The 22,934-nt window shown below is 73.6% G+C and carries 16 protein-coding genes and 1 pseudogene; 9 read left to right on the plus strand and 8 right to left on the minus strand.

Annotated elements, in window-relative coordinates; all coding sequences use genetic code 11:
* Positions 1-42: 42 nt before the first annotated feature.
* Both ACZ60B_RS03995 and ACZ60B_RS04000 read right to left on the minus strand, forming a co-directional pair.
* Positions 43-1,746, minus strand: a complete 1,704-nt coding sequence (locus tag ACZ60B_RS03995) for a DEAD/DEAH box helicase (RefSeq protein ID WP_469383928.1) — start codon at positions 1,744-1,746, stop codon at positions 43-45.
* A gap of 152 nt (positions 1,747-1,898) precedes the next feature.
* On the minus strand, positions 1,899-2,102 hold the full coding sequence (locus tag ACZ60B_RS04000; protein WP_030379203.1) for a cold-shock protein: 204 nt from the start codon (positions 2,100-2,102) through the stop codon (positions 1,899-1,901).
* 625 nt (positions 2,103-2,727) lie between these two features.
* Here ACZ60B_RS04000 and ACZ60B_RS04005 point away from each other — a divergent pair.
* A complete protein-coding gene (locus ACZ60B_RS04005; RefSeq protein ID WP_030379203.1) occupies positions 2,728-2,931 on the plus strand; it encodes a cold-shock protein in 204 nt (67 codons plus the stop codon).
* An 87-nt stretch (positions 2,932-3,018) separates the two neighbouring features.
* Here ACZ60B_RS04005 and ACZ60B_RS04010 read toward each other — a convergent pair whose 3' ends face one another.
* On the minus strand, positions 3,019-4,455 hold the full coding sequence (locus ACZ60B_RS04010; protein WP_469384094.1) for a hypothetical protein: 1,437 nt from the start codon (positions 4,453-4,455) through the stop codon (positions 3,019-3,021).
* Positions 4,456-4,529: 74 nt separating this feature from the next.
* On the opposite strand from ACZ60B_RS04010, the gene ACZ60B_RS04015 reads away from it, so the two are divergent.
* The gene (locus ACZ60B_RS04015) at positions 4,530-5,801 is read left to right on the plus strand and encodes a molybdopterin-dependent oxidoreductase (protein ID WP_469383931.1); all 1,272 of its coding nucleotides are present in this window, start codon (positions 4,530-4,532) and stop codon (positions 5,799-5,801) included.
* 328 nt (positions 5,802-6,129) lie between these two features.
* On the opposite strand, the gene ACZ60B_RS04020 is transcribed toward ACZ60B_RS04015, so the two are convergent.
* Genes ACZ60B_RS04020 through ACZ60B_RS04030 form a run of 3 tightly spaced genes read right to left on the minus strand, consistent with a single transcriptional unit; the run spans position 6,130 to position 8,335 of the window.
* Positions 6,130-6,957, minus strand: coding sequence for a class I SAM-dependent methyltransferase (locus ACZ60B_RS04020; RefSeq protein WP_469383933.1), 828 nt, complete (start codon positions 6,955-6,957; stop codon positions 6,130-6,132).
* Positions 6,954-7,571: a TIGR04282 family arsenosugar biosynthesis glycosyltransferase gene (locus ACZ60B_RS04025; protein WP_469383935.1), complete on the minus strand. Its 618-nt coding sequence runs from the start codon at positions 7,569-7,571 to the stop codon at positions 6,954-6,956. The genes ACZ60B_RS04020 and ACZ60B_RS04025 overlap by 4 nt, the downstream gene beginning before the upstream one ends.
* The gene (locus tag ACZ60B_RS04030) at positions 7,568-8,335 is read right to left on the minus strand and encodes a glycosyltransferase family 2 protein (protein ID WP_469383936.1); all 768 of its coding nucleotides are present in this window, start codon (positions 8,333-8,335) and stop codon (positions 7,568-7,570) included. Before ACZ60B_RS04030 ends, ACZ60B_RS04025 begins: the two co-directional genes overlap by 4 nt.
* Before the next feature lie 103 nt (positions 8,336-8,438).
* Between ACZ60B_RS04030 and ACZ60B_RS04035 the strand changes: the two genes are divergently transcribed.
* Both ACZ60B_RS04035 and ACZ60B_RS04040 read left to right on the plus strand, forming a co-directional pair.
* Complete coding sequence (locus tag ACZ60B_RS04035) at positions 8,439-9,284, plus strand: response regulator transcription factor (protein ID WP_469383938.1); 846 nt, start codon at positions 8,439-8,441, stop codon at positions 9,282-9,284.
* A 3-nt stretch (positions 9,285-9,287) separates the two neighbouring features.
* On the plus strand, positions 9,288-10,400 hold the full coding sequence (locus tag ACZ60B_RS04040; protein WP_469383940.1) for a sensor histidine kinase: 1,113 nt from the start codon (positions 9,288-9,290) through the stop codon (positions 10,398-10,400).
* 122 nt (positions 10,401-10,522) lie between these two features.
* On the opposite strand, the gene ACZ60B_RS04045 is transcribed toward ACZ60B_RS04040, so the two are convergent.
* On the minus strand, positions 10,523-11,530 hold the full coding sequence (locus ACZ60B_RS04045) for an NAD-dependent epimerase/dehydratase family protein (protein WP_469383942.1): 1,008 nt from the start codon (positions 11,528-11,530) through the stop codon (positions 10,523-10,525).
* Positions 11,531-11,816: 286 nt separating this feature from the next.
* On the opposite strand from ACZ60B_RS04045, the pseudogene ACZ60B_RS04050 reads away from it, so the two are divergent.
* Positions 11,817-12,504: pseudogene (locus tag ACZ60B_RS04050) on the plus strand (flavodoxin family protein).
* Between the two features lie 15 nt (positions 12,505-12,519).
* Here the strand turns inward: ACZ60B_RS04050 and ACZ60B_RS04055 are convergent.
* Complete coding sequence (locus ACZ60B_RS04055; RefSeq protein WP_469383944.1) at positions 12,520-13,578, minus strand: PucR family transcriptional regulator; 1,059 nt, start codon at positions 13,576-13,578, stop codon at positions 12,520-12,522.
* Positions 13,579-13,814: 236 nt separating this feature from the next.
* Here ACZ60B_RS04055 and ACZ60B_RS04060 point away from each other — a divergent pair, with 236 nt between their 5' ends.
* The 4 genes from ACZ60B_RS04060 to pstC all read left to right on the plus strand — a co-directional run bounded on the left by ACZ60B_RS04060 (position 13,815) and on the right by pstC (position 22,927).
* Positions 13,815-14,435, plus strand: a complete 621-nt coding sequence (locus tag ACZ60B_RS04060; protein WP_469383946.1) for a hypothetical protein — start codon at positions 13,815-13,817, stop codon at positions 14,433-14,435.
* Between the two features lie 79 nt (positions 14,436-14,514).
* Entirely contained in the window at positions 14,515-16,596 is a 2,082-nt protein-coding gene (locus ACZ60B_RS04065; protein WP_469383948.1) for a flotillin family protein, read from the plus strand.
* Positions 16,597-16,678: 82 nt separating this feature from the next.
* Positions 16,679-21,619, plus strand: coding sequence for a DNA repair ATPase (locus tag ACZ60B_RS04070; RefSeq protein WP_469383950.1), 4,941 nt, complete (start codon positions 16,679-16,681; stop codon positions 21,617-21,619).
* 303 nt (positions 21,620-21,922) lie between these two features.
* Positions 21,923-22,927: a phosphate ABC transporter permease subunit PstC gene (pstC, locus tag ACZ60B_RS04075; protein WP_469383951.1), complete on the plus strand. Its 1,005-nt coding sequence runs from the start codon at positions 21,923-21,925 to the stop codon at positions 22,925-22,927.
* Positions 22,928-22,934 lie beyond the last annotated feature (7 nt).

Genomic DNA, 22,934 nt, shown 5'->3' on the forward strand with positions numbered 1-22,934 from the left:
GGAGCGGCCGACCCGTGGGACCGGATGGCTCAGCCGTCCCGGTCAGCGACCGCCGCCCTGGGCGGAGGAACGACCGCCGCCCTGGCCGGAGGCGCGACCGCCGCCCTGGGCGGAAGAACGACCGCCGCCCTGCCTGGACGAGCGACCGTCACCCTGCCCGGACGGGCGAGCGCCGCCCTGGGCCGAGGAGCGAGCGCCGCCCTGGGCCGAGGAGCGGCCGCCACCCTGGCCGGAGGCGGGAGTGGAGGCGCTGCGGCGGGCTGCCTGGCCCGGTCGGCCGCGCCCACGGCCGCGACTGCTCCGGCTCCCGGTTCCGTTTCCGGTTCCGTTCCCGGTTCCGCCCCGGCGCGCCGGGGCGCCGCCCTGGGGGCGTTCGACGACCGGGGGCGCGAGGACGACGGGCACGCCCGAGGGGGTCTGGGCGCCGGTGATCCGGCTCAGTTCGGCCTCGCCCGAGCGCACCTTGGTGGTCTGCGGGGTGATCCCGGCGTCCGCCATCAGCCGCGTCATGGCCCGGCGCTGGCTGGGCAGGACCAGCGTGACGACGGTGCCCGACTCGCCCGCGCGGGCGGTGCGGCCGCCGCGGTGCAGGTAGTCCTTGTGGTCGGTGGGCGGGTCGACGTTGACGACGAGGTCGAGGTTGTCGACGTGGATGCCGCGCGCCGCGACGTTGGTGGCCACGAGCACCGTCACCTGGCCGTCCTTGAACTGCGCCAGGGTGCGGTTGCGCTGGGGCTGGGACTTGCCGCCGTGCAGGGCCGCCGCGCGGACACCGACCGCCAGCAGCTTCTTGGCCAGCCGGTCCGCCGCGTGCTTGGTGTCCAGGAACATGATCACTCGTCCGTCGCGGGCGGCGATCTCCGTGGTGGTGGCGTGCTTGTCGGTCTCCTCCACGTGCAGCAGGTGGTGCTCCATCGTGGTGACGGCGCCCGCGGACGGGTCGACCGAGTGGACCACCGGGTCGTCCAGGTAACGGCGCACCAGCAGGTCGACGTTGCGGTCCAGGGTGGCCGAGAACAGCATCCGCTGTCCGTCGGGACGGACCTGGTCGAGCAGCGCGGTGACCTGCGGCATGAAGCCCATGTCGGCCATCTGGTCGGCCTCGTCGAGGACGGTGATCGCGACCTGGCTCAGGTCGCAGTCGCCCCGGTCGATGAGGTCCTTCAGGCGTCCGGGCGTCGCGACGACGACCTCGGCCCCGCCGCGCAGCGCGGTGGCCTGCCGGCCGATCGACATGCCGCCGACCACCGTGGCCAGGCGCAGCCGCAGCGCGCGGGCGTACGGGGTGAGCGCGTCGGTGACCTGCTGGGCCAGTTCCCGGGTGGGCACCAGGACCAGGGCCAGCGGCCGGCGGCCCTCGGCCCGCTGCCCGTCCATCCGGGCCAGCAGGGCGAGACCGAAGGCGAGCGTCTTGCCCGAGCCCGTGCGGCCGCGGCCGAGGACGTCCCGGCCCGCCAGCGAGTTGGGCAGCGTCGCCGACTGGATCGGGAACGGCGCCGTGACGCCCTCGGCGCCGAGCGCGGTCAGCAGCCGGGCGGGCATGTCGAGCTCGGCGAACTCCTCGACCGGCGGCAGCCCCTCGGTGCGGGTGACCGGGAGCGCGAACTCCGTGGGACGCGCCGGGGAAGCGCCGGTACGGCCCTTGGGTCCCCCGCGGCCGGTGTTCCTGGCCGACCGGGACGAACCGCTGCGGGAGCGGGCGGAGCCGGTGTCGGTGCTGTACTTCTTGCGAGCTGTGCGGTCCATTCAGAACCCTTCCTCGATGCGGCACGAATCGAGGAATTCCGGTCGTCGGCGTCGGGCCGTACGAGGATTCGCAAGAATTGAGCCGGAGAAAATGCAAATGAGCTGGGACCCGCACAAAAAAGTGCGGGTCCCAGCCATGTGGTACGCGTACGTCAGGCGGGAACGATGTTCTCGGCCTGGGGGCCCTTCTGGCCCTGCGTGACGTCGAAGGTGACCTTCTGGCCTTCCTGAAGCTCACGGAAGCCGGAGGTGGCGATGTTCGAGTAGTGGGCGAAGACGTCGGCGCCGCCACCGTCCTGCTCGATGAAGCCGAATCCCTTTTCCGAGTTGAACCACTTCACGGTGCCAGATGCCATATTGAATCTCCCTTGGGGTATTGCCCGGAATCTGCACTGCGCAGATCCGGAGTCGCAGCGATGGCAAAGAAAAAGAGTGCTCGTCGACGGGAGGTCGGGAGAGCACTCGAAGTCTCTGGTAACCAAAACTGCAACTGCTATCACGTTAGCACAGGTCGGGACAGACTGCTCATGTGTTTTTCCTTTCACTCGGGCCGCCCCTCGGGGGTGCCCGAGGGGCCCCGGTGGGGGCGTGGGGCGGGCGCTGAGCGGGTGCGACTCCCCGTCGCGCGGGGATGCGCCGGCTCCGGCCGGAGGTCCTCGCCGGCGGCGCTTCCATGATCATCACCGTGGCCCGGCACCGACTTCGGGGTCGAGCGGTCCCGTGCGCACCTCTATGCACGTGCCGCATGCCCGTGTCGCCGGAAAAATATATTCGGATGATTTCCGGAGCTGCTTTCGGGGTCGACGGGGTATGTCGCGGCAATGTCTGCGGGTTTTCGGAATCTGCCGTGCTACGGTTCAGCTCAATTGCGGCTGTGGTTCCCAGAAAGTGCCGGTTCCTTCCGGGCGGGGCAATCATCACAGCGGCGCGAGGCGCGCACCGTGCGGGCTTCCGGGTACTGCCCCGTGAGGAGATATCGACATGGCATCCGGCACCGTGAAGTGGTTCAACTCGGAAAAGGGATTCGGCTTCATCGAGCAGGACGGTGGCGGCGCCGACGTCTTCGCCCACTACTCGAACATCGCCACCTCCGGCTTCCGTGAGCTTCAGGAAGGCCAGAAGGTCACCTTCGACGTCACGCAGGGCCAGAAGGGCCCCCAGGCCGAGAACATCGTTCCCGCCTGACGTACGCGTACGCACACTGTTCGGCTCGGGTCCGCACCTCGTCGGGTGCGGACCCGAGCCGTTTTTTCTCGGCCGGGCCGAATTCCGTCACCAGCCCGTCAGCAGCAGGTGGTTGAGGAGCAGGGCGAGGGCGGCCTGCGCGATGAGCCAGGCGCGGGGGTGCGGCAGCAGGGCGCAGCCCGGCAGGATCCACAGCGCGAACGGGAGCCAGATGCGTTCCGTCTCCGCCTTGCTCATCCCGGACAGGTCGGCGAGAAGGACGGCGAGCACGGTGGACAGGACGAGCACGGCGAGACGGGCCTCGGCGGCGGACGCGCGGTCAGGTCCGGGCCGGGTCCGGTGGTGCCGGACGAGTGCGGTGCCGGTCCGGTTCAGTCCCGCCGCACCGGCGAGGCCGACGACGAAGACGGTGCACGCGAGGTTCGCCCACACCCAATAGCCGTAGGGTCGGGTGCCGCCGACGCCGTCGTAGTAGCGCTTGACCAACAGGTGGTAGGCCTCCCACCAGTCGAAGCCCGCGAGCGTGAACACGAGCGGGACGACGGAGAGACCGGCGAGCAGGAACGGGAGCGCCCGGAGCCAGGGGCGATACCGGGTCCCGCCCCCGGACCGGCCGGGGCTCCCGGGCCGGAGCAGGTCGCCCGCCGCCACCAGCGCACCCGCCCCGATCAGCGCGAACAGTGCCAGCCCGTACGAGAGATAGCAGGTCAGGCCGAACAGCAGGCCGGAGCCGAAGACCGCGGCCCGGGGCCGGTGTCCGGTCGCCGCGAGCGCGAGCAGGGCCACCGCCCAGGCGGCGACCGCCGCGAAGTAACCGTCGGCCGAGGCGCCCACCCACACCGCGGCCGGGGCCAGCACCAGGAACGGTGCCGCCCGCCGGGCGAGGTCCTCGTCGGCCAGCACCCGCAGCGCGATCAGTACCGCCACGCACGCCGTGGCGCCCACGGTGATGCACCACGCCCCCGCCCAGCCGCCGCCGGCCAGACCGATCCGGTCGAGCAGGACGAAGGTCAGGGTCGCGCCCGGCGGATGTCCGGCGATGTGCGCGGGCCAGGGGGCGGGCGAGCCGCTCAGGATGTGGTCGTCGAAACCGCGCAGGGCGGCCGGGATGTCGTGGAAGCGGTCGACGACCCGCAGGTACTCGTTGCGGGTCGTGAGCCGGCCCGCGACGCCCCGCTGCCAGCCGTCGACCAGGGCCAGCGACCAGGTCCAGGCCAGCGCCGTGCCGAGGGCCGCGGCGAGCAGCGGCCGCCAGCGCAGCCGGGCGGTCGCGACCGGCCCGTACGCCACCACCGCGGCCGCCACCGCGACGGCGGCCGGGGTGCCCGGCCCGACATGAGGGTCCCATTCGGCGAACAGCGGCGGCCAGTGCACGAACAGCGTGTGGTGGGCGCTCTGGATGTGGCGGCCGACCAGCACGGCCGCCAGGACGAGGAGGGCGGCGGCCAGTGCGGCGCCGAGGTCACGGAGGCGAGCGGGGATCACGCCGGGAACGCTAGGCCGAAAGGCGGCGCGACCGGTCACACCGAGCCGGGACGTCAGCGTTTCGTCATGAGTCACGCCCCCTTCCGGGCCACCGACCGGCCTACGGTCGGGACATGTCCGACCAACGGCTTCCCTCCTCGCCCGGCTTCTGGCGCAGCCCCGTGCGCGGCCCCTGGTTCACGTCCGTCCTCGGCGTCGTCCTGCTCGGCGGGATCACGGTGATGTTCGTGACGGGACTGGTGTCGTACGCCGCGTACAACCCGGACCTGTCGCCGGTGAACGACACGACCCCGGACAAGGGGCTCCTCGGCTTCTACCTCTTCTCCTGGCCGAGCGGCCCGGTCTGGCTGTACCGGCTCACCCAGGGCGTGCACGTCACGCTGGGCATCACGCTCGTCCCCGTGCTGCTGGCGAAGCTCTGGTCGGTCGTGCCCAGGCTGTTCGCCCTGCCGCCCGCGCGGTCCGTCGCGCACGCGCTGGAGCGCGTCTCGCTGCTCCTGCTGGTGGGAGGCGCGCTCTTCGAGTTCACGACGGGCGTGCTCAACATCCAGCTCGACTACGTCTTCCCCGGCTCCTTCTATCCGCTGCACTTCTACGGGGCCTGGGTGTTCTTCGCCGCGTTCGTCGCGCACGCCGCCCTGAAGACGCCCGCGGCCGTGCGCAACCTGCGCCGGATACGAGCCGGCGAACCCGAGGCGGCGGCGGAAGGCGGCACGGGCGTCGAGGAAGGCGACGAGCTGGTCCCGCCGAACCCCGCCGAGCCCACCGTGTCCCGGCGCGGGGCCCTCGGCCTGGTCGGCGCCGGGTCGGCGCTGCTGTTCGTCACGACGGCCGGGCAGAGCCTCGACGGCCCGCTGCGGGAGACCGCTCTGCTCGCCCCGCACGGTGGCGGGGATCCGGGCAGCGGCCCCGGCGGCTTCCAGATCAACAAGACGGCCGCGTACGCGGGCATCGACCCGCGCGAGACCGGCGGCGAGGTGTGGCGGCTGGTCCTCACGGGCCGGACCGGCCGGGTCCGGCTGAGCCGCGCGGACCTGCTGGGGCTCGGGCTGCACAGTTCGGCGCTGCCCATCGCGTGCGTCGAGGGGTGGTCGACGTCCGATCAGTGGTGGCGTGGCGTACGGCTGCGGGACCTCGCCCGACTGGTCGGCCACGACGATCCGGTGGACGTCCTGGTGGAGTCGGTGCAGCGGCACGGCGCCTTCCGCCGGGCCGCCCTGCGCGCCAACCAGGTGGGCGACCCGCTCTCCCTGCTCGCCCTGTTCGCCAACGGTGAGGACCTGACCCCCGACCACGGCTATCCGGCGCGGGTCATCGTGCCCGCGGCTCCCGGTGTCCTGAACACCAAGTGGGTGGGCCGGATGACGTTCGGAGACCTCCGATGAGCCCCCGCGCGCTGCTGCCACCTCGGTTCGCCCTGGGCAGTCCCCTGCAACTGCTGCTGCTCGGCTGCTCGTTCGCCCTCGCCGGTTACGCCGGTGTGCGGCTGCTCGCCGGCGGAGACACCTGGTGGCAGGTGGTGCTGTGGTTCGTCGGGGTGGCGCTGCTGCACGACCTGGTGCTGCTGCCCCTGTACTCGGCGGCGGACCGCGCGCTGACCGGGGCGGCGGGCGGGCACCGGGCACACGTGATGTACGTCCGGGTGCCCGCCGTCCTGTCCGGGCTGCTGCTGCTCGTGTGGTTCCCGCTGATCAGCGGCCGGGTGGCGGAGCGCTATCTGTTGGCCACCGGGCGGTCCGTGGACGGCTTCCTGGCGCGCTGGCTGCTCGTCACCGCCGTGCTGTTCGCCGGCTCGGCACTGCTGCTCGTGCGGCGGCTGCGCAGGGCGACGAAGCAACGGCCGCCGGTGGTCCACTGAGCCTCGAGGTGCCAGCCCGCCCGTGCCGAGTGCCGGGCCAGGGCCGGGGTGCCCAGGCGGGCCCAGGGGAACGGGGCGCCCGCGCCGCCCTGGGCGCCGGCCAGGTGGACGATACGGACGTGGGCGCGTTCGTCGACGTCCACCGGCACCGTCTCCGCGATCAGCAGACCGCCGGGGACGACCAGGCGGGTGACGCGGTCGAGGAGGGCCACGGGATCGCCGCCGATACCGACGTTGCCGTCCAGGAGCAGGGCGGTGGACCAGCGGCCCTCGCCGGGGACCGGATCGAACACCGACCGGCACAGCGCCCGCCCGCCGAGGCGGATCGTGTGGGCGACGGCGGCCTCGCTGACGTCGATGCCGAGGGCGGGCAGTCCGCGGGCGCCGAGGGCGGCGACCAGCCGGCCGGGTCCGCAGCCGATGTCCAGCACGGTCCCCTCGCAGCGCTCCAGGACGGACACGTCCGCGGCGTCCGCCGCCGCGCACCAACGCTCCACCTCCAGGGGCAGCAGCCACCCGTCGGTGCGGCGCAGGAAGAGCGGGCCCTGCCCGGCGTCCAGGGCGTCGGCGTAGGCGGTGGCGGACCAGGAGGGCGGTACGCCGTCGAGGAGGCGGCGCGGCCGGCTGTCCGTACGGGCTTTTCCGGTGGTCGTCCGCGGCGCGAACTCACGGGAGGTGCTCATCGGCCGGCGACCGCCCGGAGCCGGCCCAGTTCCGCGGCGAAGCGGGTGCGGGGCGCCGACCCGGCGACCGCCTCGGCGTCCCGGGCGGTGTCCACGTCCCGCAGCCGCGGCAGATCATGTACCCGCAACCCGGCGGCCACCAGCCGTGCGCGCTGGACGGCACCCGTCGTCGGACTCGACATCGGCACCCCGCGCAGCAGCGCGGGGTCGGGGTGGGCGAGGCCCAGAGCCCAGAACCCGCCGTCCTCGGCGGGTCCGAACCAGGCGTCGTGGCCGGTGAAGTCCACGGTGAGCAGCCCGGGCGTCACCTGCGGGGTGTCCATGCCGATCAGCAGGGCCGGGCCGGCGCAACCGGCGAAGGCGGCGGCCAGCCGTTCGTCGAGGCCGCCCGCGCACTGCGGTACGACGTCGAAGCCGGGCGGCAGCCAGGGACCGGGCCGTCCCTCCAGGACCAGCACGCGGCGCCCCGCGGGGGTCGCCGCCACGGTGCGCAGTGTGTCCACGAGGGCCGCCTCGGCGAGCCGGGCGGCGTCCCGGGGAGTGAACGGCGGGGTGAGCCGTGTCTTCACCCGTCCCGGCAGTGGTTCCTTGGCGATGACGAGAAGGGTGGTCACCGGGAGTTTCCCCCTTGCTGAGAGGAGAGCGGGCCGGAGGTGCCGCGGCCCCGGCCCGGGGGGCCGTCCCGGCGCGGCAACGGCGGCTCGGCCAGCACCCGGCGCATGTCGCGTACCGCCTGCCAGGTCCCGCGCCAGGTGCCGGTCACCTTCGAGACGCCGGTGCGCGGAAGGTAGGGCACGTCGTGCTCGGTGACCCGCCAGCCGGCGTCGGCGGCCCGGACCACCATCTGGAGCGGGTACCCACTACGGCGGTCGGTGAGCATGAGCGCGAGCAAAGAGGTGCGGCGCGCGGCCCGCAGCGGGCCGAGGTCGTGCAGGCGCAGGCCCGTGCGGCGGCGCAGCATCCGGGCGAGCGCGAGGTTGCCGGCCCGTGCGTGCGCGGGCCAGCTCCCCCGGCCCTGCGGGCGGCGCCGACCGAGCACGAGGTCGGCCTCGCCGGACCGTACCTCGCGGACGAAGGGGACGAGCAGCGACGGGTCGAGCGAGGCGTCGCAGTCGCAGAAGCACACGATGTCCGCGGTGGCCGCGGTCAGCCCCGTGTGACAGGCGGCGCCGAAGCCACGGCGCGGCTCGTGCACGACGGTCGCGCCGAGGCCGCGGGCGAGCTCGGCCGAGCCGTCCGTGGAGCCGTTGTCCACGACGAGGGCGCGCCAGCCGGGCGGGATGCGTTCCAGCACCCAGGGCAGGGCCCCGGCCTCGTTCAGACAGGGGAGCACCACGTCGACGTCCGGGGGTGTGGGAGAGGTCGTCACGCTTCTCACCCTACGGACGCAAAAGCCGCATATCGGATGTCGGCTCCTTACGAAACACGGACGTCGGTGGTGGCGGACGGAACCGGCGGCCGTGCGGTGCGAGGCTGGCCGCATGGAGCAACAGCCGTACGGGTCGAGGCGGGCCGGGGCCGCCCGGGTCCTGGTCGTCGACGACGATCCCACCGTGGCCGAGGTCGTCTCCGGCTACCTCGAGCGTGCCGGGTACGACGTGGACCGCGCCGGGGACGGGCCGGCCGCGTTGGCCCGCGCCGCCGCGCACCGGCCGGATCTGGTGGTGCTCGACCTGATGCTGCCCGGTATCGACGGCCTCGAGGTCTGCCGGCGGATCCGGGAGCACGGCCCGGTACCGGTCATCATGCTGACCGCGCGCGGGGACGAGGACGACCGGATCCTGGGGCTGGAGGTGGGCGCGGACGACTACGTCACCAAGCCGTTCAGCCCCCGGGAACTGGTACTGAGGGTGGAGTCGGTCCTGCGCCGCACCCGGCCCGCCGGAACCGGAGGGCCGGGCACCGGCGAGCGCCCGCTGAGCGCGGCCGGTCTGACCGTGGACCCGGACGCCCGCCGTGTCACCAAGAACGGCACCGAACTCGCCCTCACCCTGCGCGAGTTCGACCTTCTCGCCTTCTTCCTGCGCCATCCGGGCCGGGTGTTCGGCCGCGAGGACCTCATGCGCGAGGTCTGGGGCTGGGAGTTCGGCGACCTGTCGACCGTCACGGTCCATGTCCGCCGACTGCGCGGCAAGATCGAGGACGACCCGGCCGGGCCCCGGCTGATCCAGACGGTGTGGGGGGTGGGGTACCGCTTCGAGGCGGCCGGGTCCGGGTCCGGATCAGGGTCGGTGACCGCTTCCGGGTCCGCTCCCGGTTCCGCGTTCGCACCCGCCTCCGGTTCCGCGACCGCGTCCGGTTCCGGCACCACGGCAAGGGAGGTGTGATCTGTGCGGGACATACTCCTCATCGCCCTGTTCGCCCTCCTGGGGGCCGTCGCCGCCGGGGTGCCGGGCGTGGCTCTGCTGTGGCTGATCCGGCGGCGGTCGCTGACCGCGTCGCTCGCCGTGGTCGTCGCCGTGGCGGTGACCGCGATGCTCGCGGGGACGCTGGCCGTGGCCTGGGCGATGTTCCTGTCCGCACACGATCTGAGTGTCGTGACGACGGTCGTCGCGATGGCGGCCGTCGTGTCCCTGACGACCGCGTCGCTGCTGGGCCGCTGGGTGGTCGCCCGCAGCCGGGCGCTCACGCTCGCCGCCCGGTCCTTCGGTGACGGCGGCGATTTCGCCGCACCCGACGGCCCGGCGACCGCCGAGCTGGAGGCGCTGAGCGGCGCACTCGCCGCGACCAGCGCGAAGCTCGCCGAGTCCCGCGACCGTGAACGGGCCCTGGAGTCCTCCCGCCGAGAGCTCGTCGCCTGGATCTCGCACGACCTGCGCACCCCGCTCGCCGGTCTGCGCGCGATGTCCGAGGCGCTGGAGGACGGGGTCGCCGCGGACCCGGCCCGCTATCTGCGCCAGATCCGCACCGAGGTCGAGCGGCTCAACGACATGGTGGGCGACCTGTTCGAACTGTCCCGCATCCACGCCGGGGCACTCGCCCTGTCCACCTCCCGGATGTCGCTGTACGACCTGGTCGGCGACGCCCTGGCGGGAGCCGACCCCCTCGCCCGTGAGCACGGCGTACGGCTCGTCGGCGGCCGCGTCGAACCGGTGCCGGTGGAGGTGGACGGCAGGGAGATGAGCCGGGTTCTGGGGAACCTGCTGGTCAACGCGATCCGCCGGACACCGGCGGACGGCACGGTCGCGGTGGCGGCCGAACGGTCGCCCGAGGGCGTGGTCCTCTCGGTGACGGACGGCTGCGGCGGTATTCCCGAGGCGGATCTGCCGCGGGTCTTCGACACCGGCTGGCGCGGGACGCACGCGCGTACTCCTCCGGCCGGCGCGGGTCTCGGTCTCGCCATCGTCCGCGGCATCGTGGAGGCACACCAGGGACGGGCCGCCGTACGCAACATCCCCGGCGGCTGTCGCTTCGAGGTGATCCTGCCGACGGCCCGGGCCTGAGCGGGCCCGCAAGGGTCGGCCCCGGCGGCCGGGCCGGGTCCGGGCCCGCGGGGGAGTGCCCGCGCGACAGGGCGGTCGGGCCGGGACTTCCGCCCGGCGTCCCCGGAGCGGTCGGTCGGGACCTACCCGGCGTCCCCGCGCAGGCGGGACCGGGCGAACTCGCGCATCCCCTCCTGGAATCCGGTCCCGGCCGTCCAGCCCAGCTCGGCCCGCAGGCGGGCGGAGTCCGCGGTGATGTGGCGGACGTCGCCGAGCCGGTACTCCCCGGTGACGACGGGCTCCGGCCCGCCGGCGGCGGCCGCGAGCGCCCGCGCCATCTCCCCGACGGTGTGCGGCTCGCCGCTTCCGGTGTTGTACGCGGTCAGCGTCCCCTCCCGGGGGGCGGCCGTGAGGGCGGCCAGGTTGGCCGCCGCCACATCCCGTACGTGCACGAAGTCCCGGCGCTGCGCGCCGTCCTCGAAGACGCGGGGGGCCTCGCCGCGGGCGAGCGCGGAGCGGAAGAAGGAGGCGACGCCCGCGTACGGGGTGTCGCGGGGCATCCGGGGCCCGTACACGTTGTGGTAGCGCAGCGACACGGCCGAACCACCTGTCGCGCGGGCCCACGCGGCGGCCAGATGCTCCTGGGCGAGCTTGGTGGCCGCGTACACGTTCCGCGGGTCCGCCGGGGCGTCCTCGCCGACCAGCCCCGGCGTCAGCTCCTCGCCGCAGTGCGGGCACCGGGGCTCGAACCGACCGGCCGCCAGGTCGGCGACGGCCCGCGGCCCCGGCCGCACCACCCCGTGCCGCTCGCACCGGTAGCGCCCCTCGCCGTACACCACCATCGACCCGGCCAGCACCAGCCGGCCCACTCCCGCCTCGGCCATCGCCGTGAGCAGCACCGCCGTGCCGAGGTCGTTGCGGGAGACGTACTCCGCCGCGTCGGCGAAGCCGTCGCCCAGTCCGACCATCGCCGCCTGGTGGCACACGGCGTCCACGCCGGACAGGGCGCGCCGTACCGCCGCCGCGTCGCGGACGTCGGCGCCCGGCTCCGCGCGCACGTCGAGCACCACGGCCTCGTGCCCGTGTTCCGCCAGCGCCTCGACGACATGGGATCCGATGAACCCGGCACCGCCGGTGACCAGTACACGCATGGCTCGCACGCTAGGTCCCGGGCCCACGCCGCTCCAGCGCCACGCCGGGCACGTCACCGGCCCGTAAGAGTTCCGGACAAGAGTGGGGCCCGGCGGGTGGCGCGCCGGGAACAGGCTCCGTGTGCCGGTGCGTCGAGTCGGCACACGGAGCCTTCGCGCGAGGCGCTGCTGCCGAGCCCGGCCCGGCCGCCGGGCCACCGCCGTCCGTCCCCCCCCCCGAGGAGCCCGCCATGGCAGCGTCGCCGTCCCCGACCGCCCCGCCGATGACGCATACCGCTTCGACGACCTGAACGCCCTGTTCGTCAACTGCACCCTCAAGCCGTCGCCGCAGCAGAGCCACACCCAGGGGCTGATCGACAGAAGTCGCGCGATCATGGACGCGCGCGGGGGTCGCCACGGACGTGATCCGGGCCGTCGACCACGACATCGCGACCGGCGTGTACCCCGACATGACCGAGCACGGCGCGGCCGTCGACGCCTGGCCGGCGCTGTACGAACGGGTGATGGCCGCGGACATCCTGGTGCTGGCCGGACCGATCTGGCTCGGCGACAACAGCTCGGTGACCAAGCGGGTGATCGAACGCCTCTACGCCTGCTCCAGCCTGCTCGACGACCGTGGTCAGTACGCCTATTACGGGCGGGTCGGCGGCTGTCTCGTCACCGGCGACGAGGACGGTGTGAAGCACTGCGCGATGAACATCCTCTACAGCCTCCAGCACCTCGGCTACACCGTCCCGCCGCAGGCAGACGCGGGCTGGATCGGCGCGGCGGGACCGGGGCCGTCGTACCTCGACCCGGGTTCGGGCGGTCCGGAGAACGACTTCACCAACCGCAACACGGCCTTCATGACCTGGAACCTGATGCATCTGGCGGCGTTGCTCAAGCGGGCCCGGGGCATTCCGGCGCACGGCAACCAGCGATCCGAATGGGACGCGGGCTGCCGCCTCGACCACGCCAACCCCGACTACCGCTGACCGGGCCGGCCAGGCTCACAGGTCGGTGGCCGGCCAGTCCAGCAGCCGGGCGCCGATGACCGCGGTCTGGAGCATGTAACGGTGCGTCGGGGAGGCGGGGTCGGCGCCGGTGAGCTGGTGGATGCGTTCCAGACGGTACGTCAGGGCGCGCACGCTCAACGACAGCCGCCGGGCGGCCTCCGCGGCGACGCAGCCGCAGTCGAAGTAGACGGTGAGGGTGTCGAGCAGGGGCTGCGCGCCGCCGCGGGCGGCGGTGAGCGGCCCGAGCGCGTTCAGGACGAGGTCGGCCATGGCCTGCCGGTCGCGGGTGAGGACCGGGTAGACCAGCAGGTCTGCGGCGCGCAGGACGGGCCCGTCGAGCTGGAGGCGCTCGGCCAGTTCGAGGCTGTTGAGCGCCTCCTCGTAGGACTGCCTGATGCCGCCGGGGCCGGGCTGGGCGCGGCCGATCGCGATCCGCCCGCCGTCCGTCGCCGCGTGCGCCTGCCGGGCGAAGTAGGTGAGCACCTCGTCCTGGTCGCCCGGCGCGACGCACAGCAGCCGGCCGTCCTTCGTGGTGAGCAGGACGCTGCGGTCGCCGAAGCGGCCGATGAGCGCCTGCTCCACCTGGCGCGCGGCCGGGTCGCCCTCGTCGTAGGCGGCCGCTCCCCGGGCGACCGCGACGGCGTGCGTGTGGGACAGGAGCAGGCCGAAGCGTTCGGCGCGTTCGGCTAGCCGGCCCGGGTTGCTGCGCCCGTGCAGCAGGTCGTCGATGAACTCCCGGCGGGCGGCCTCCTCCTGGCGCACGGCCAGGCGCTGGGCGCGTTCGTAGCCCTCGGCGAAGGCGTCGACGGCCTGGTGCATGGCGGCGAGGGTGCTGTCGGCCGTGCGGGGGGAGCCGGGCCAGGCGGCGCGGGTGGCGGCCAGATGGGCGCCGACCAGGGCGCGCAGCCCGTGGCCGGATTCGGCGGCCCGTTCGCCGAGGGCGCGCCGTGCCTCGATCTCGTCGCGGGTCAGCCGGCGGCCGGAAGCCGCGACGTCCGCCAGCAGTTGGGCGTACCCGACCAGATACTGCTCGGCGATCTCCCGTTCCGACACCCTGCCCCCGCCTTCCCGACGCCTCGGTGACGCGTTCCTGACACCGACCGGCAGCAAGACCCTAGTGAACATTGCCGGATACCGGCAATGCGCGGAGCGTTCATGGAGCTGCACCATGGGCGCAGGGGAGCACCACGGACGGTCTCGGTGCCGGACACCGGCAAGGTGTCCGGCGTCCGTGCCCCGTGGGGAGCCGTGGCGGGGGGTCGCCGCGGCGGCGGAACGAGGGAGGGGACATGCAGGCGTTTCTGACGGCCGTCACCGGCTTTCCGACGCTGCTGTTCACGTCCGCCCTGGTCGTGGTGGTCGTCTTCTGGCTCCTGGTCGCGTTCGGCGCGGCCGAGACACACGGCTTTGAGCCGCACGCGCACGCGCACTTCGACGGCTGGGGGCTGGGCGGGGTGCCGGTGACGGTGGCCTTCTCGCTGCTGACGGCGTTCGCCTGGTTCCTCAGCCTGTGCGCGACCGTGCTGCTGGAGCCGCTCGTGCCGCCGGGCGTGCCGCGCGCGCCGGTCGGGGTGGCGGTGCTCGTCGGCGCCGTGCTGCTCGCCCGGTGGCTCACCCGCCTGCTGGTGCGGCCGCTGCACCGGCTCATGCCCGACGAACGCGGGCCGTCCCGGCTGGACTTCGTGGGGTCGACCTGCACCATCCGTACCGGGCGGGTGGACGCGGGCTTCGGTCAGGCGGAGGTCGCGGCCGCCGACGGCTCGACCGCGCTGGTCCAGGTCCGCCAGACCGGCGCCGACCCGCTGGGCAGCGGCAGCACCGGCCTGCTGTACGCCTACGACGACGCCGGCGAGTTCTTCTGGGTCGCGCCGTACGACGCGGCGCTCGACCCGCGGCGCGACCGGACCTGAGGCCTGCGCGCCCCGGACCCGCCGACCACCTCACGCCTCACGCTTCACCTCTTTCTCTTACGCCTCAAGGACGTATGTCATGGATGCCATCACTGTGGGCCTCGCCGTGCTCGTCGCCGTTGTCCTCCTCGTCGCGGTCGCGTCGCTGCTGATGCTCAGCACGCTGTTCCGCAAGGTGGAGCAGGGCCGGGCGCTGATCATCTCCAAGACGAAGAAGGTGGACGTCACCTTCACCGGCGCCGTGGTGCTGCCCGTGCTGCACAAGGCCGAGTACATGGACATCTCGGTGAAGACGATCGAGATCCGCCGCACCGGCCGCGAGGGTCTGATCTGCCAGGACAACATCCGGGCCGACATCCACATCAGCTTCTTCGTCCGCGTCAACAAGACCGTCGAGGACGTCATCAAGGTCGCGCAGGCGATCGGCACCCAGACCGCCAGCGACCCGGCGGCCATCCAGAACTTCTTCGCGGCCAAGTTCTCCGAGGCGCTCAAGACGGTCGGCAAGCAGCTCGACTTCGTCGACCTCTACACCAAGCGCGAGGAGTTCCGGGACCGGATCATCCAGGTCATCGGCACCGACCTGAACGGCTACCACCTCGACGACGCGGCGATCGACTTCCTGGAGCAGACGCCGATGTCGCAGCTCGACGCGGCGAACATCCTGGACGCCCAGGGCATCCGCAAGATCACCGAGCTGACGACGGTCGAGCACGTGCGGACCAACGAGTTCCAGCGCACCGAGGAGAAGGAGATCACCCGGCAGAACGTCGACGCCCGGGAGACCATCCTGGAGCTGGAGCGCCGGCAGGCCGAGGCGGAGATCAAGCAGCGGCGCGAGGTCGAGACGCTGCGGGCGCGCGAGGAGGCCGCCACCGCGAAGGTGCAGGAGGAGGAACGCCTCGGCGCGCAGGGCGCGTTCCTGCGGACCGAGGAGCAGCTCGGCGTCCAGCGGGAGAACCAGGCCCGGGAGATCGCCGTCGCGATGAAGAACCGAGAGCGGGTCATCGCCGTGGAGAACGAGCGGATCGAGAAGGACCGTCTGCTGGAGGTCATCGCCCGGGAGCGGGAGACCGCGCTGTCGGCCATCGCCAAGGACAAGGAGGTCGAGGCGGAGCGCCGCGAGGTCGCGGACGTGGTGCGGGAGCGGATCGCCGTGGACCGTACGGTCGCCGAGCAGGAGGAGGCGATCAAGAAGCTGCGGGTGGTCGAGGAGGCCGAGCGGACCCGCCAGTCGGTGATCATCGCGGCCGAGGCGGAGGCCCAGGAGAAGCTGGTCAAGGACATCAAGGCGGCCGAGGCGGCGGAGGCCGCGGCCCGGCACCGGGCCGCCGAGCAGCTCACGCTCGCGGACGCCCGGCTGAAGTCCGCCGATCTCGACGCCCGCGCCAAGCTGCGGCTCGCGGAGGGCGTCCAGGCGGAGACGGCCGCGGCCGGTCTCGCCGAGGTGCAGGTCCGCGACAAGGAGGCCGAGGTCGTCGAGAAGGCCGGGCGGGCCCAGGCCGTGGCCACCGGGGCGCGGATGCAGGCGGAGGCGGAGGGCACCGAGGCGCTGCTGCGGGCCGAGGCCGAGGGCGCGCGGGCCAAGGCGCTCGCGGAGGCCACCGCGATCGGCGAGAAGCTCAAGGCCGAGGCGGCGGGTCTGACCGAGAAGGCGGCCGCGATGGCGGCCCTCGACGACGCCTCGCGCGGTCACGAGGAGTACCGGCTGCGGCTCCAGGCGGAGAAGGAGATCCGGCTGGCCGGTCTCGACGCGCAGCGGCAGGTCGCCGAGGCGCAGGCCACGGTGCTGGCCACCGGTCTGGAGCACGCCGACATCGACATCGTCGGCGGGGAGTCCGTCTTCTTCGACCGGCTGGTGAACTCGATCGCGCTGGGCAAGAGCGTCGACGGGTTCGTGGAGAACTCCGCGACGGCCCGGGCGCTGGCGAAGCCCTGGCTGGACGGGTCGTCGAGCTTCCCCGAGGACCTCGGCCGCGTCCTCGGCCAGGTGTCCACCTCCGACGTGCAGAACCTGACGGTGTCCGCGCTGCTGATGCGGCTCATGAAGTCGGGCGGCGCTCCCCAGGACGCCCGGCTCCAGCAGCTCATGGACCGGGCCGGAGAGCTGGGTCTGTCCGACCTGCCGCTGGCCGCGCTGAACGGCAGCGTCCGGGTCTGACCGCCCGCGGGCCCGCAGCCGCCGCGCAGGGGACGGCGGCTGCGGGTCGTACTTCCCGAACGTCTCGAAGGGAACCCGACCCATGGCAACCGGCCCGGACACCGGCCCGAGGACCGCTCCGGCCACCGGCACGGACTCCGTGGCGCAGCCCGGCCTGGACGCCGGCACGTACGAGGTGCTGCGCGACCGGCTCGCCGCACAGGCCGAGGACCTGGCCCGCCGCGCGCGGGCGCTCGACTCCCGCCGGGTGGAGGAGTTCGGCGCGATCCGGCTCGCGCTCGCCGGGACCGGACGACTGCGCACGGAACGGGCCTGCCTGCCCGCCGACGTCGTGGCCGTCGGGGACCGGCTGCTGTTCGGCGCCCACACCGTCCTCGGCCTGCGGGCCGAGGCGTCCGTCGGCGACGTCCTCACCCTGCGCGACCGCGACCTGAACCGGCTGCCCGAGGACGCGGTGCCCGGGCTGCTGGACGACCCCGGCTTCGTCCGCGAGTTCGCCGCCCTGCACCGCTACTACCGCGACACCCGCCTGCTGCGGCTGCGCCACGTCGACGGCCGGCTGCTCGCCGTCTTCCGCACCGGGGAGAAGCCGGACGACATCCGGGTGCTGCGCTGGGCGCTCGCCGACGACGGCCGGGTGTCGTTCCTCGACGCGCGCGGCGAGCGCGACCACGTCTTCCCGCCGTCCCACGACTTCACCTGGACCGCGACCACCCGCGAGGACCACGTCCTGGGCCGCAGGCCGCACGTGTCCGTCGAGGGCGAGGTCTTCGTCGCGGCCGTCGGCGGCAGCCTCACCGTCAGGACCGAGGACGACACGGAGACGGACCGGGCGATCCACACCGAGCCGGTCGACGAACCCCTCCAGTCGCTCGCCGACGCGGACATCGGATACGCGCGGGTGGGCGCCCTGATCCTGCTGCGGGTGCGCCCCTACAAGGAGACCGCCTGGCGCCACTTCGTCTTCCACACCCTGACCAGGACCGTGGTCCGGATCGACGCCGTCGGGCAGTCGTGCCGCCGGCTGCCCGAGGACCAGGGCATCGTCTTCCCCGGCGGCTGCTTCCTCGCGGCGACGGGCGCGCACCGGACCTTCGACCTCGACACCGAGGGCCTGGAGTTCGAGCGCGAGGTGCGCTCGCCCAACGGCGAGGACGTGCTGTACGCGTACCACGCGCCCGGCGCGGGCCGCAGCCTCCTGCTGCCGTACAACCTGATCCGCAAGGAGATCTCCACCCCGCTGACCTGCCGGGGCTGGGCGCTCTTCGACGACGGGTCGCTGACGGTGCTGCGCACCGACCCGGCCGGCGCCGAACCGGCCCGGGTGCACCCGCTCCAGCTGTGGACGTCGCCGTACGAGTCCGACACCCGCGCCGCCGCCCGCCCGGCCGGCACCGGGCCGCTGTCCCGGATCGGCAACGCCGACCTCGTGCGGGGCATCTCCGACTGCCTGACCCTCGCGGCGTCCGTCGCCGGGACGCCCCCCACGACCGAGGTGTACGAGGCCCTGCGCGCCGCCTGCGTCCGGACCGCCGACACCCACCACTGGCTGGCCGACCCCGAACTCGGCGATCTGCGCACCCCGTTGGACGCCGTCAGGGACACGGCCGAGCAGGTCGTCACCGAGTTCGAGACGGTCCGGGCGCTGACCCGCCGGGCCGCCGACGCCCTCGGCGAGTCCGCCGAGCGGATCACCACGCTCGTGCGCAGGCTGCGCGGCGAGGCGCCCCGCGACGCCGCCTCCTGGGTCGCGGGACTCACCGAACTGCGGCGCGCCCAGGGCAGGTTGCTGAACCTGAAGGAGCTGCGGTACGCCGACACGGCCCGTATCGACGAGCTCGCCGCCGGGGTCGGCACGGACCTCGCCTCCTTCGGGCAGCGCGCGGTGTCCTTCCTGGCCCGCGAGGACGCCCTGGCCGGCCACCACCAGGAGATCGAGCGCCTGCTCGCGGCCGCCGAGGCGATCCCGACGGCCGCCGAGGCCGCCCCCCTGACCGGCCGGCTCGACGAGCTCGACGACGGCCTGCGCACGGTCACCGAGGTGGTCGCCGGACTCGACATCGGCGACGCCACCGTGCGCACCTCGATCCTGGAGCGCGTCGCCGAGGTGCTGGGCGGCGTCAACCGCGTCCGCGCCACGCTCGACGCCCGCCGCCGCGAACTGCGCGAGCACGAGGGACGCGCCGAGTTCGCCGCCGAGTTCGCGCTGCTGGGGCAGTCGGTCGTCGGCGCCCTCGCGGCGGCCGACACCGAGGAGGCGTGCGACACCGGGCTCGCCGGCCTGCTCGTGCAGCTGGAGAACCTCGAAGCCCGCTTCACCGAGTTCGACGACTTCCTCGGCGAACTCGCGGACCGGCGCACCGAGGTGTACGAGGCGTTCTCCGCCCGCAAGCAGACCCTCGCCGACGCCCGGGCCCGCCGCACCGAACAGCTGGCGGCCGCCGCCGCACGCGTCCTCGCGACGCTCGCCCGCCGTGCCGCCGCACTGGACGACGCCGACGCGATCAGCACGTTCTTCACCTCCGACCCGCTGGTCGAGAAGGTCCGGCGCACCGCCGGCGAACTGCGCGCACTCGGCGACCCGAGCAGGGCGGAAGAGCTGGTGGGACGCCTGAAGGCGGCCCGCCAGGAGGCGGTGCGCACGCTGCGCGACCGCACCGACCTGTACACCGACGGCGGGCGCACCCTGCGCCTCGGACGGCACACCTTCGCCGTCAACACCCAGCCCCTCGACCTCGCGCTGGTCCCCCACGGCGACGGTCTCGCCCTCGCGCTCACCGGCACCGACTACCGCGCCCCGGTCACCGACCCGGACTTCGCCGCCACCCGCCCCTACTGGGACCGGCCGCTGCCCTCCGAGTCCGCGACCGTCTACCGCGGCGAGCACCTCGCGGCCCGGCTGCTGGCCGAGCACGGCCCCGCCGCCCTGGCCGACGCCGACCTGCCCGCGCTGGTCGGCCGCGCGGCGCGGACCGCGTACGACGAGGGCTACGAGCGCGGGGTGCACGACCACGACGCCACCGCGATCCTCACCGCGCTGCTGCGGCTGCACGCGGGCGCGGGCGTGCTGCGCCACGAGAGCGCCGCCCGCGCCGCCGCCCAGCTGTTCTGGGCGCACGGCACGAGCGCCGCCCGGCGCCAGAGCCTGACCAGGCGGGCGGTGTCGCTGGCCCGGGCCCGGGAGACGTTCGGGACCGTGCCCGCGATCGCGGACCTCCGGGCGGAGCTGGCGGCCGAGATCGGCGCGGCGGCGGCCGCGTACCTCTTCGAGGAGCTGACGACCGGTCCCGAGGGCTTCGTCATCGGCGCGGCCGCCCGCACCCTCCTCGACAAGTTCCGCCGCGCGGTCGGCACGTCGGCCTACGAGCAGGACCTCGCCGCCCTCGACGCGCTCGACGACCGCCGGCAGCTCGTCGAGGGGTGGCTGTCCGCGTACACCGCCGCCACCGGTTCGGACACCGGCCCCGGGGACCTCGCCGAGGCGGTCGCCGCCGAACTCTGCCCGGAGCTGGTGCGCCACGACAGCGAGGCGCCACTGACCGCGGCCGTGACCGGACTGCTCGGCACCCACCCGCGCATCACCCGCCGCACCCTCGCGCTGCGCCTCGACGAGTTCCTGGCCCGTACCGACGACTTCCGCGCCCACGCCGTCCCCGGCCACCGCGCCTACACCGCCCGGCGCACCGCGCTGCTCGCCGCCGAGCGCTCCCGGCTGCGCCTCGACGAGCTGCGGCCGCGGGTGATGACCACGTTCGTGCGCAACCGTCTCGTCGACGAGGTCTACCTGCCGCTCGTCGGCGACAACCTCGCCCGGCAGATCGGCACCTCGGACGAGTCCAGGCGCACCGACACCGGCGGTCTGCTGCTGCTCGTCTCCCCGCCCGGCTACGGCAAGACGACCCTCGTGGAGTACGTCGCCGACCGCCTCGGCCTCGTCCTGGTCAAGGTCGACGGCCCCGCGCTCGGCCACGGAGTCACCTCGCTCGACCCGGCCGAGGCCCCGAACGCCACCGCCCGCCGCGAGGTCGAGAAGATCAACTTCGCGCTGGCGGCGGGCGGCAACACCCTGCTCTACCTCGACGACATCCAGCACACCTCGCCCGAACTGCTCCAGCGGTTCATCCCGCTGTGCGACGCCACCCGCCGGATGGAGGGCGTCCACGACGGCGAGCCCCGCACCTACGACCTGCGCGGCAAGCGCTTCGCCGTCTGCATGGCGGGCAACCCCTACACCGAGTCCGGCGGCCGCTTCCGGGTGCCCGACATGCTCGCCAGCCGGGCCGACGTGTGGAACCTCGGCGACGTGCTGACCGGCAAGGCGGACGCTTTCGCCGTCAGTTTCGTGGAGAACGCCCTCACCGCGAACCCGGTGCTGGCACCGCTGGCCGGCCGCGACCGCGCCGACCTCGACCTGCTGCTGCGGCTGGCCGCCGACGACCCCACGGCACGCCCGGACGGCCTCGCCCACCCCTGCGCCCCCGCCGAACTCGACCGGATCCGCGGCGTCCTGCGCCATCTGCTCACCGCGCGCGAGACGGTCCTCGCGGTCAACGCCGCCTACATAGCCTCCGCCGCGCAGAGCGAGGACGCCCGCACCGAGCCGCCGTTCCGGCTCCAGGGCTCCTACCGCGACATGAACAAGATCGTCCAGGCGATCCGGCCGGTCATGGACGACGCCGAACTCGACGCCGTCGTCCAGGACCACTACCGGGCCGAGACCCAGACGCTGACCACCGGCGCCGAGGCCAACCTGCTGAAACTGGCCGAGCTGCGCGGCACGTTGTCCGGCGCGCAGGCCACGCGCTGGGCCGAGGTGAAGGCGTCGTACCTGCGCGCCCGGCGGCCCGGCGGCGGCCCGCTCCCCGGGACGGCGGCCGGGACGACGGCCGAGGCGGCGGCGGGGGCCGAGGCGCTGACCGGTGCGCTGACCGAGGCGGTGGCCGCTCTCGGGCTGCTCGCCGAGCGGGTCGCCGCCGTCGAGTCGGCCATCACCCGGACCGGCGCGCCGCGCCCACCCGGGTGACCTGCGCAGTCCGGCAGGTCGCCCGGGATCCACGGGATCTGTCGGGCGATGTCCGTCAGGACTCGTTCTGTCAGGGGGAGTTCACGTCCGGCGTGATGTAAGTCCACGCGCACAACTAGCCCACTGAAATGACATGAACGATTCACTCGGTATCCACAATCGACGCGTCGGGACGACAGGATCCGGCCATTGACTCTCCCCGCACGGCTGCCTTCCGGCACCGCGCGGGGAGAGTCGTTTCCGGGTGAGGGGCGTACATACGTGGAGTCCGAGCAGGAAGAACCCGACAGACCCGGGGGAGACATGCCCGGGGCTGTCGGGCCGGACGGGAAAGAATCGTTTCCCCGGCGGCCCCGCGCAGGGCGGGGCCTCGGTGACCGGATCTTCCGGGTCCAACTGACGGCCACCGGGGTCACGGTCCTGGCCATCATGGCGGCCGTGGGCCTGTTCCTGCTGATGAGAGCCGGTCAGGCGCTGCGTGCCACCGGCCTGTCGTTCCTCACCACCGCCGAATGGCAGCCGGACGTCCACCGGTTCGGCATCGCGGCCGTGCTGACCGGGACGCTGCTGATCGCCGCCGTGGCCGTGACCATCTCCGTGCCGCTGGCCCTCGGGACCGCGCTGTTCATCTCCGACGTGGCTCCGCGCCGGCTGCGCCGCACCCTCGTCACCCTGGTCGACCTGATGGCCGCCGTGCCCTCGGTGGTCTACGGACTCTGGGGGCTGTTCTTCCTCCAGCAGCACGTGATCGGCCTGTCGCGCTGGCTGTCCGACTGGTTCGGCTGGATCCCCCTGTTCACGGTGGACGGCACGCAGCCCGGCGACCCGCTCGCCACCGAGAGCGTCTACACCGCCTCCACCTTCGTCGCCGGGATCGTCGTCGCGCTGATGGTCGCGCCGATCCAGTGCTCGGTGATGCGCGAGGTGTTCGCACAGGCCCCGGCGGGCGAGCGCGAGGGCGCGTACGCGCTGGGCGCCACCCGCTGGGGAATGATCCGCGCGGTGATCCTGCCGTACGGCAAGGGCGGCATCATCGGCGGCACGATGCTGGGCCTCGGCCGGGCGCTCGGCGAGACGATCGCCGTGTACCTGATCATCTCGCCGGTCTTCACCATCCAGCCGCACATCCTCCAGACCGGCTCGAACTCGGTGTCCTCGCTGATCGCCCTGCACTACGGCGACGCGTCCCCCTTCGGCATGTCGGCGCTGATGGCCGCGGGCCTGGCCCTGTTCCTGCTGACGCTGGCGGTCAACTTCACCGCCTCCTCCATCGCCGCCCGCTCGCGCTCCGGCGCGCAGAGCGACTGAGAGGCTC

This window comes from Streptomyces sp. NPDC104096, from assembly GCF_055584385.1.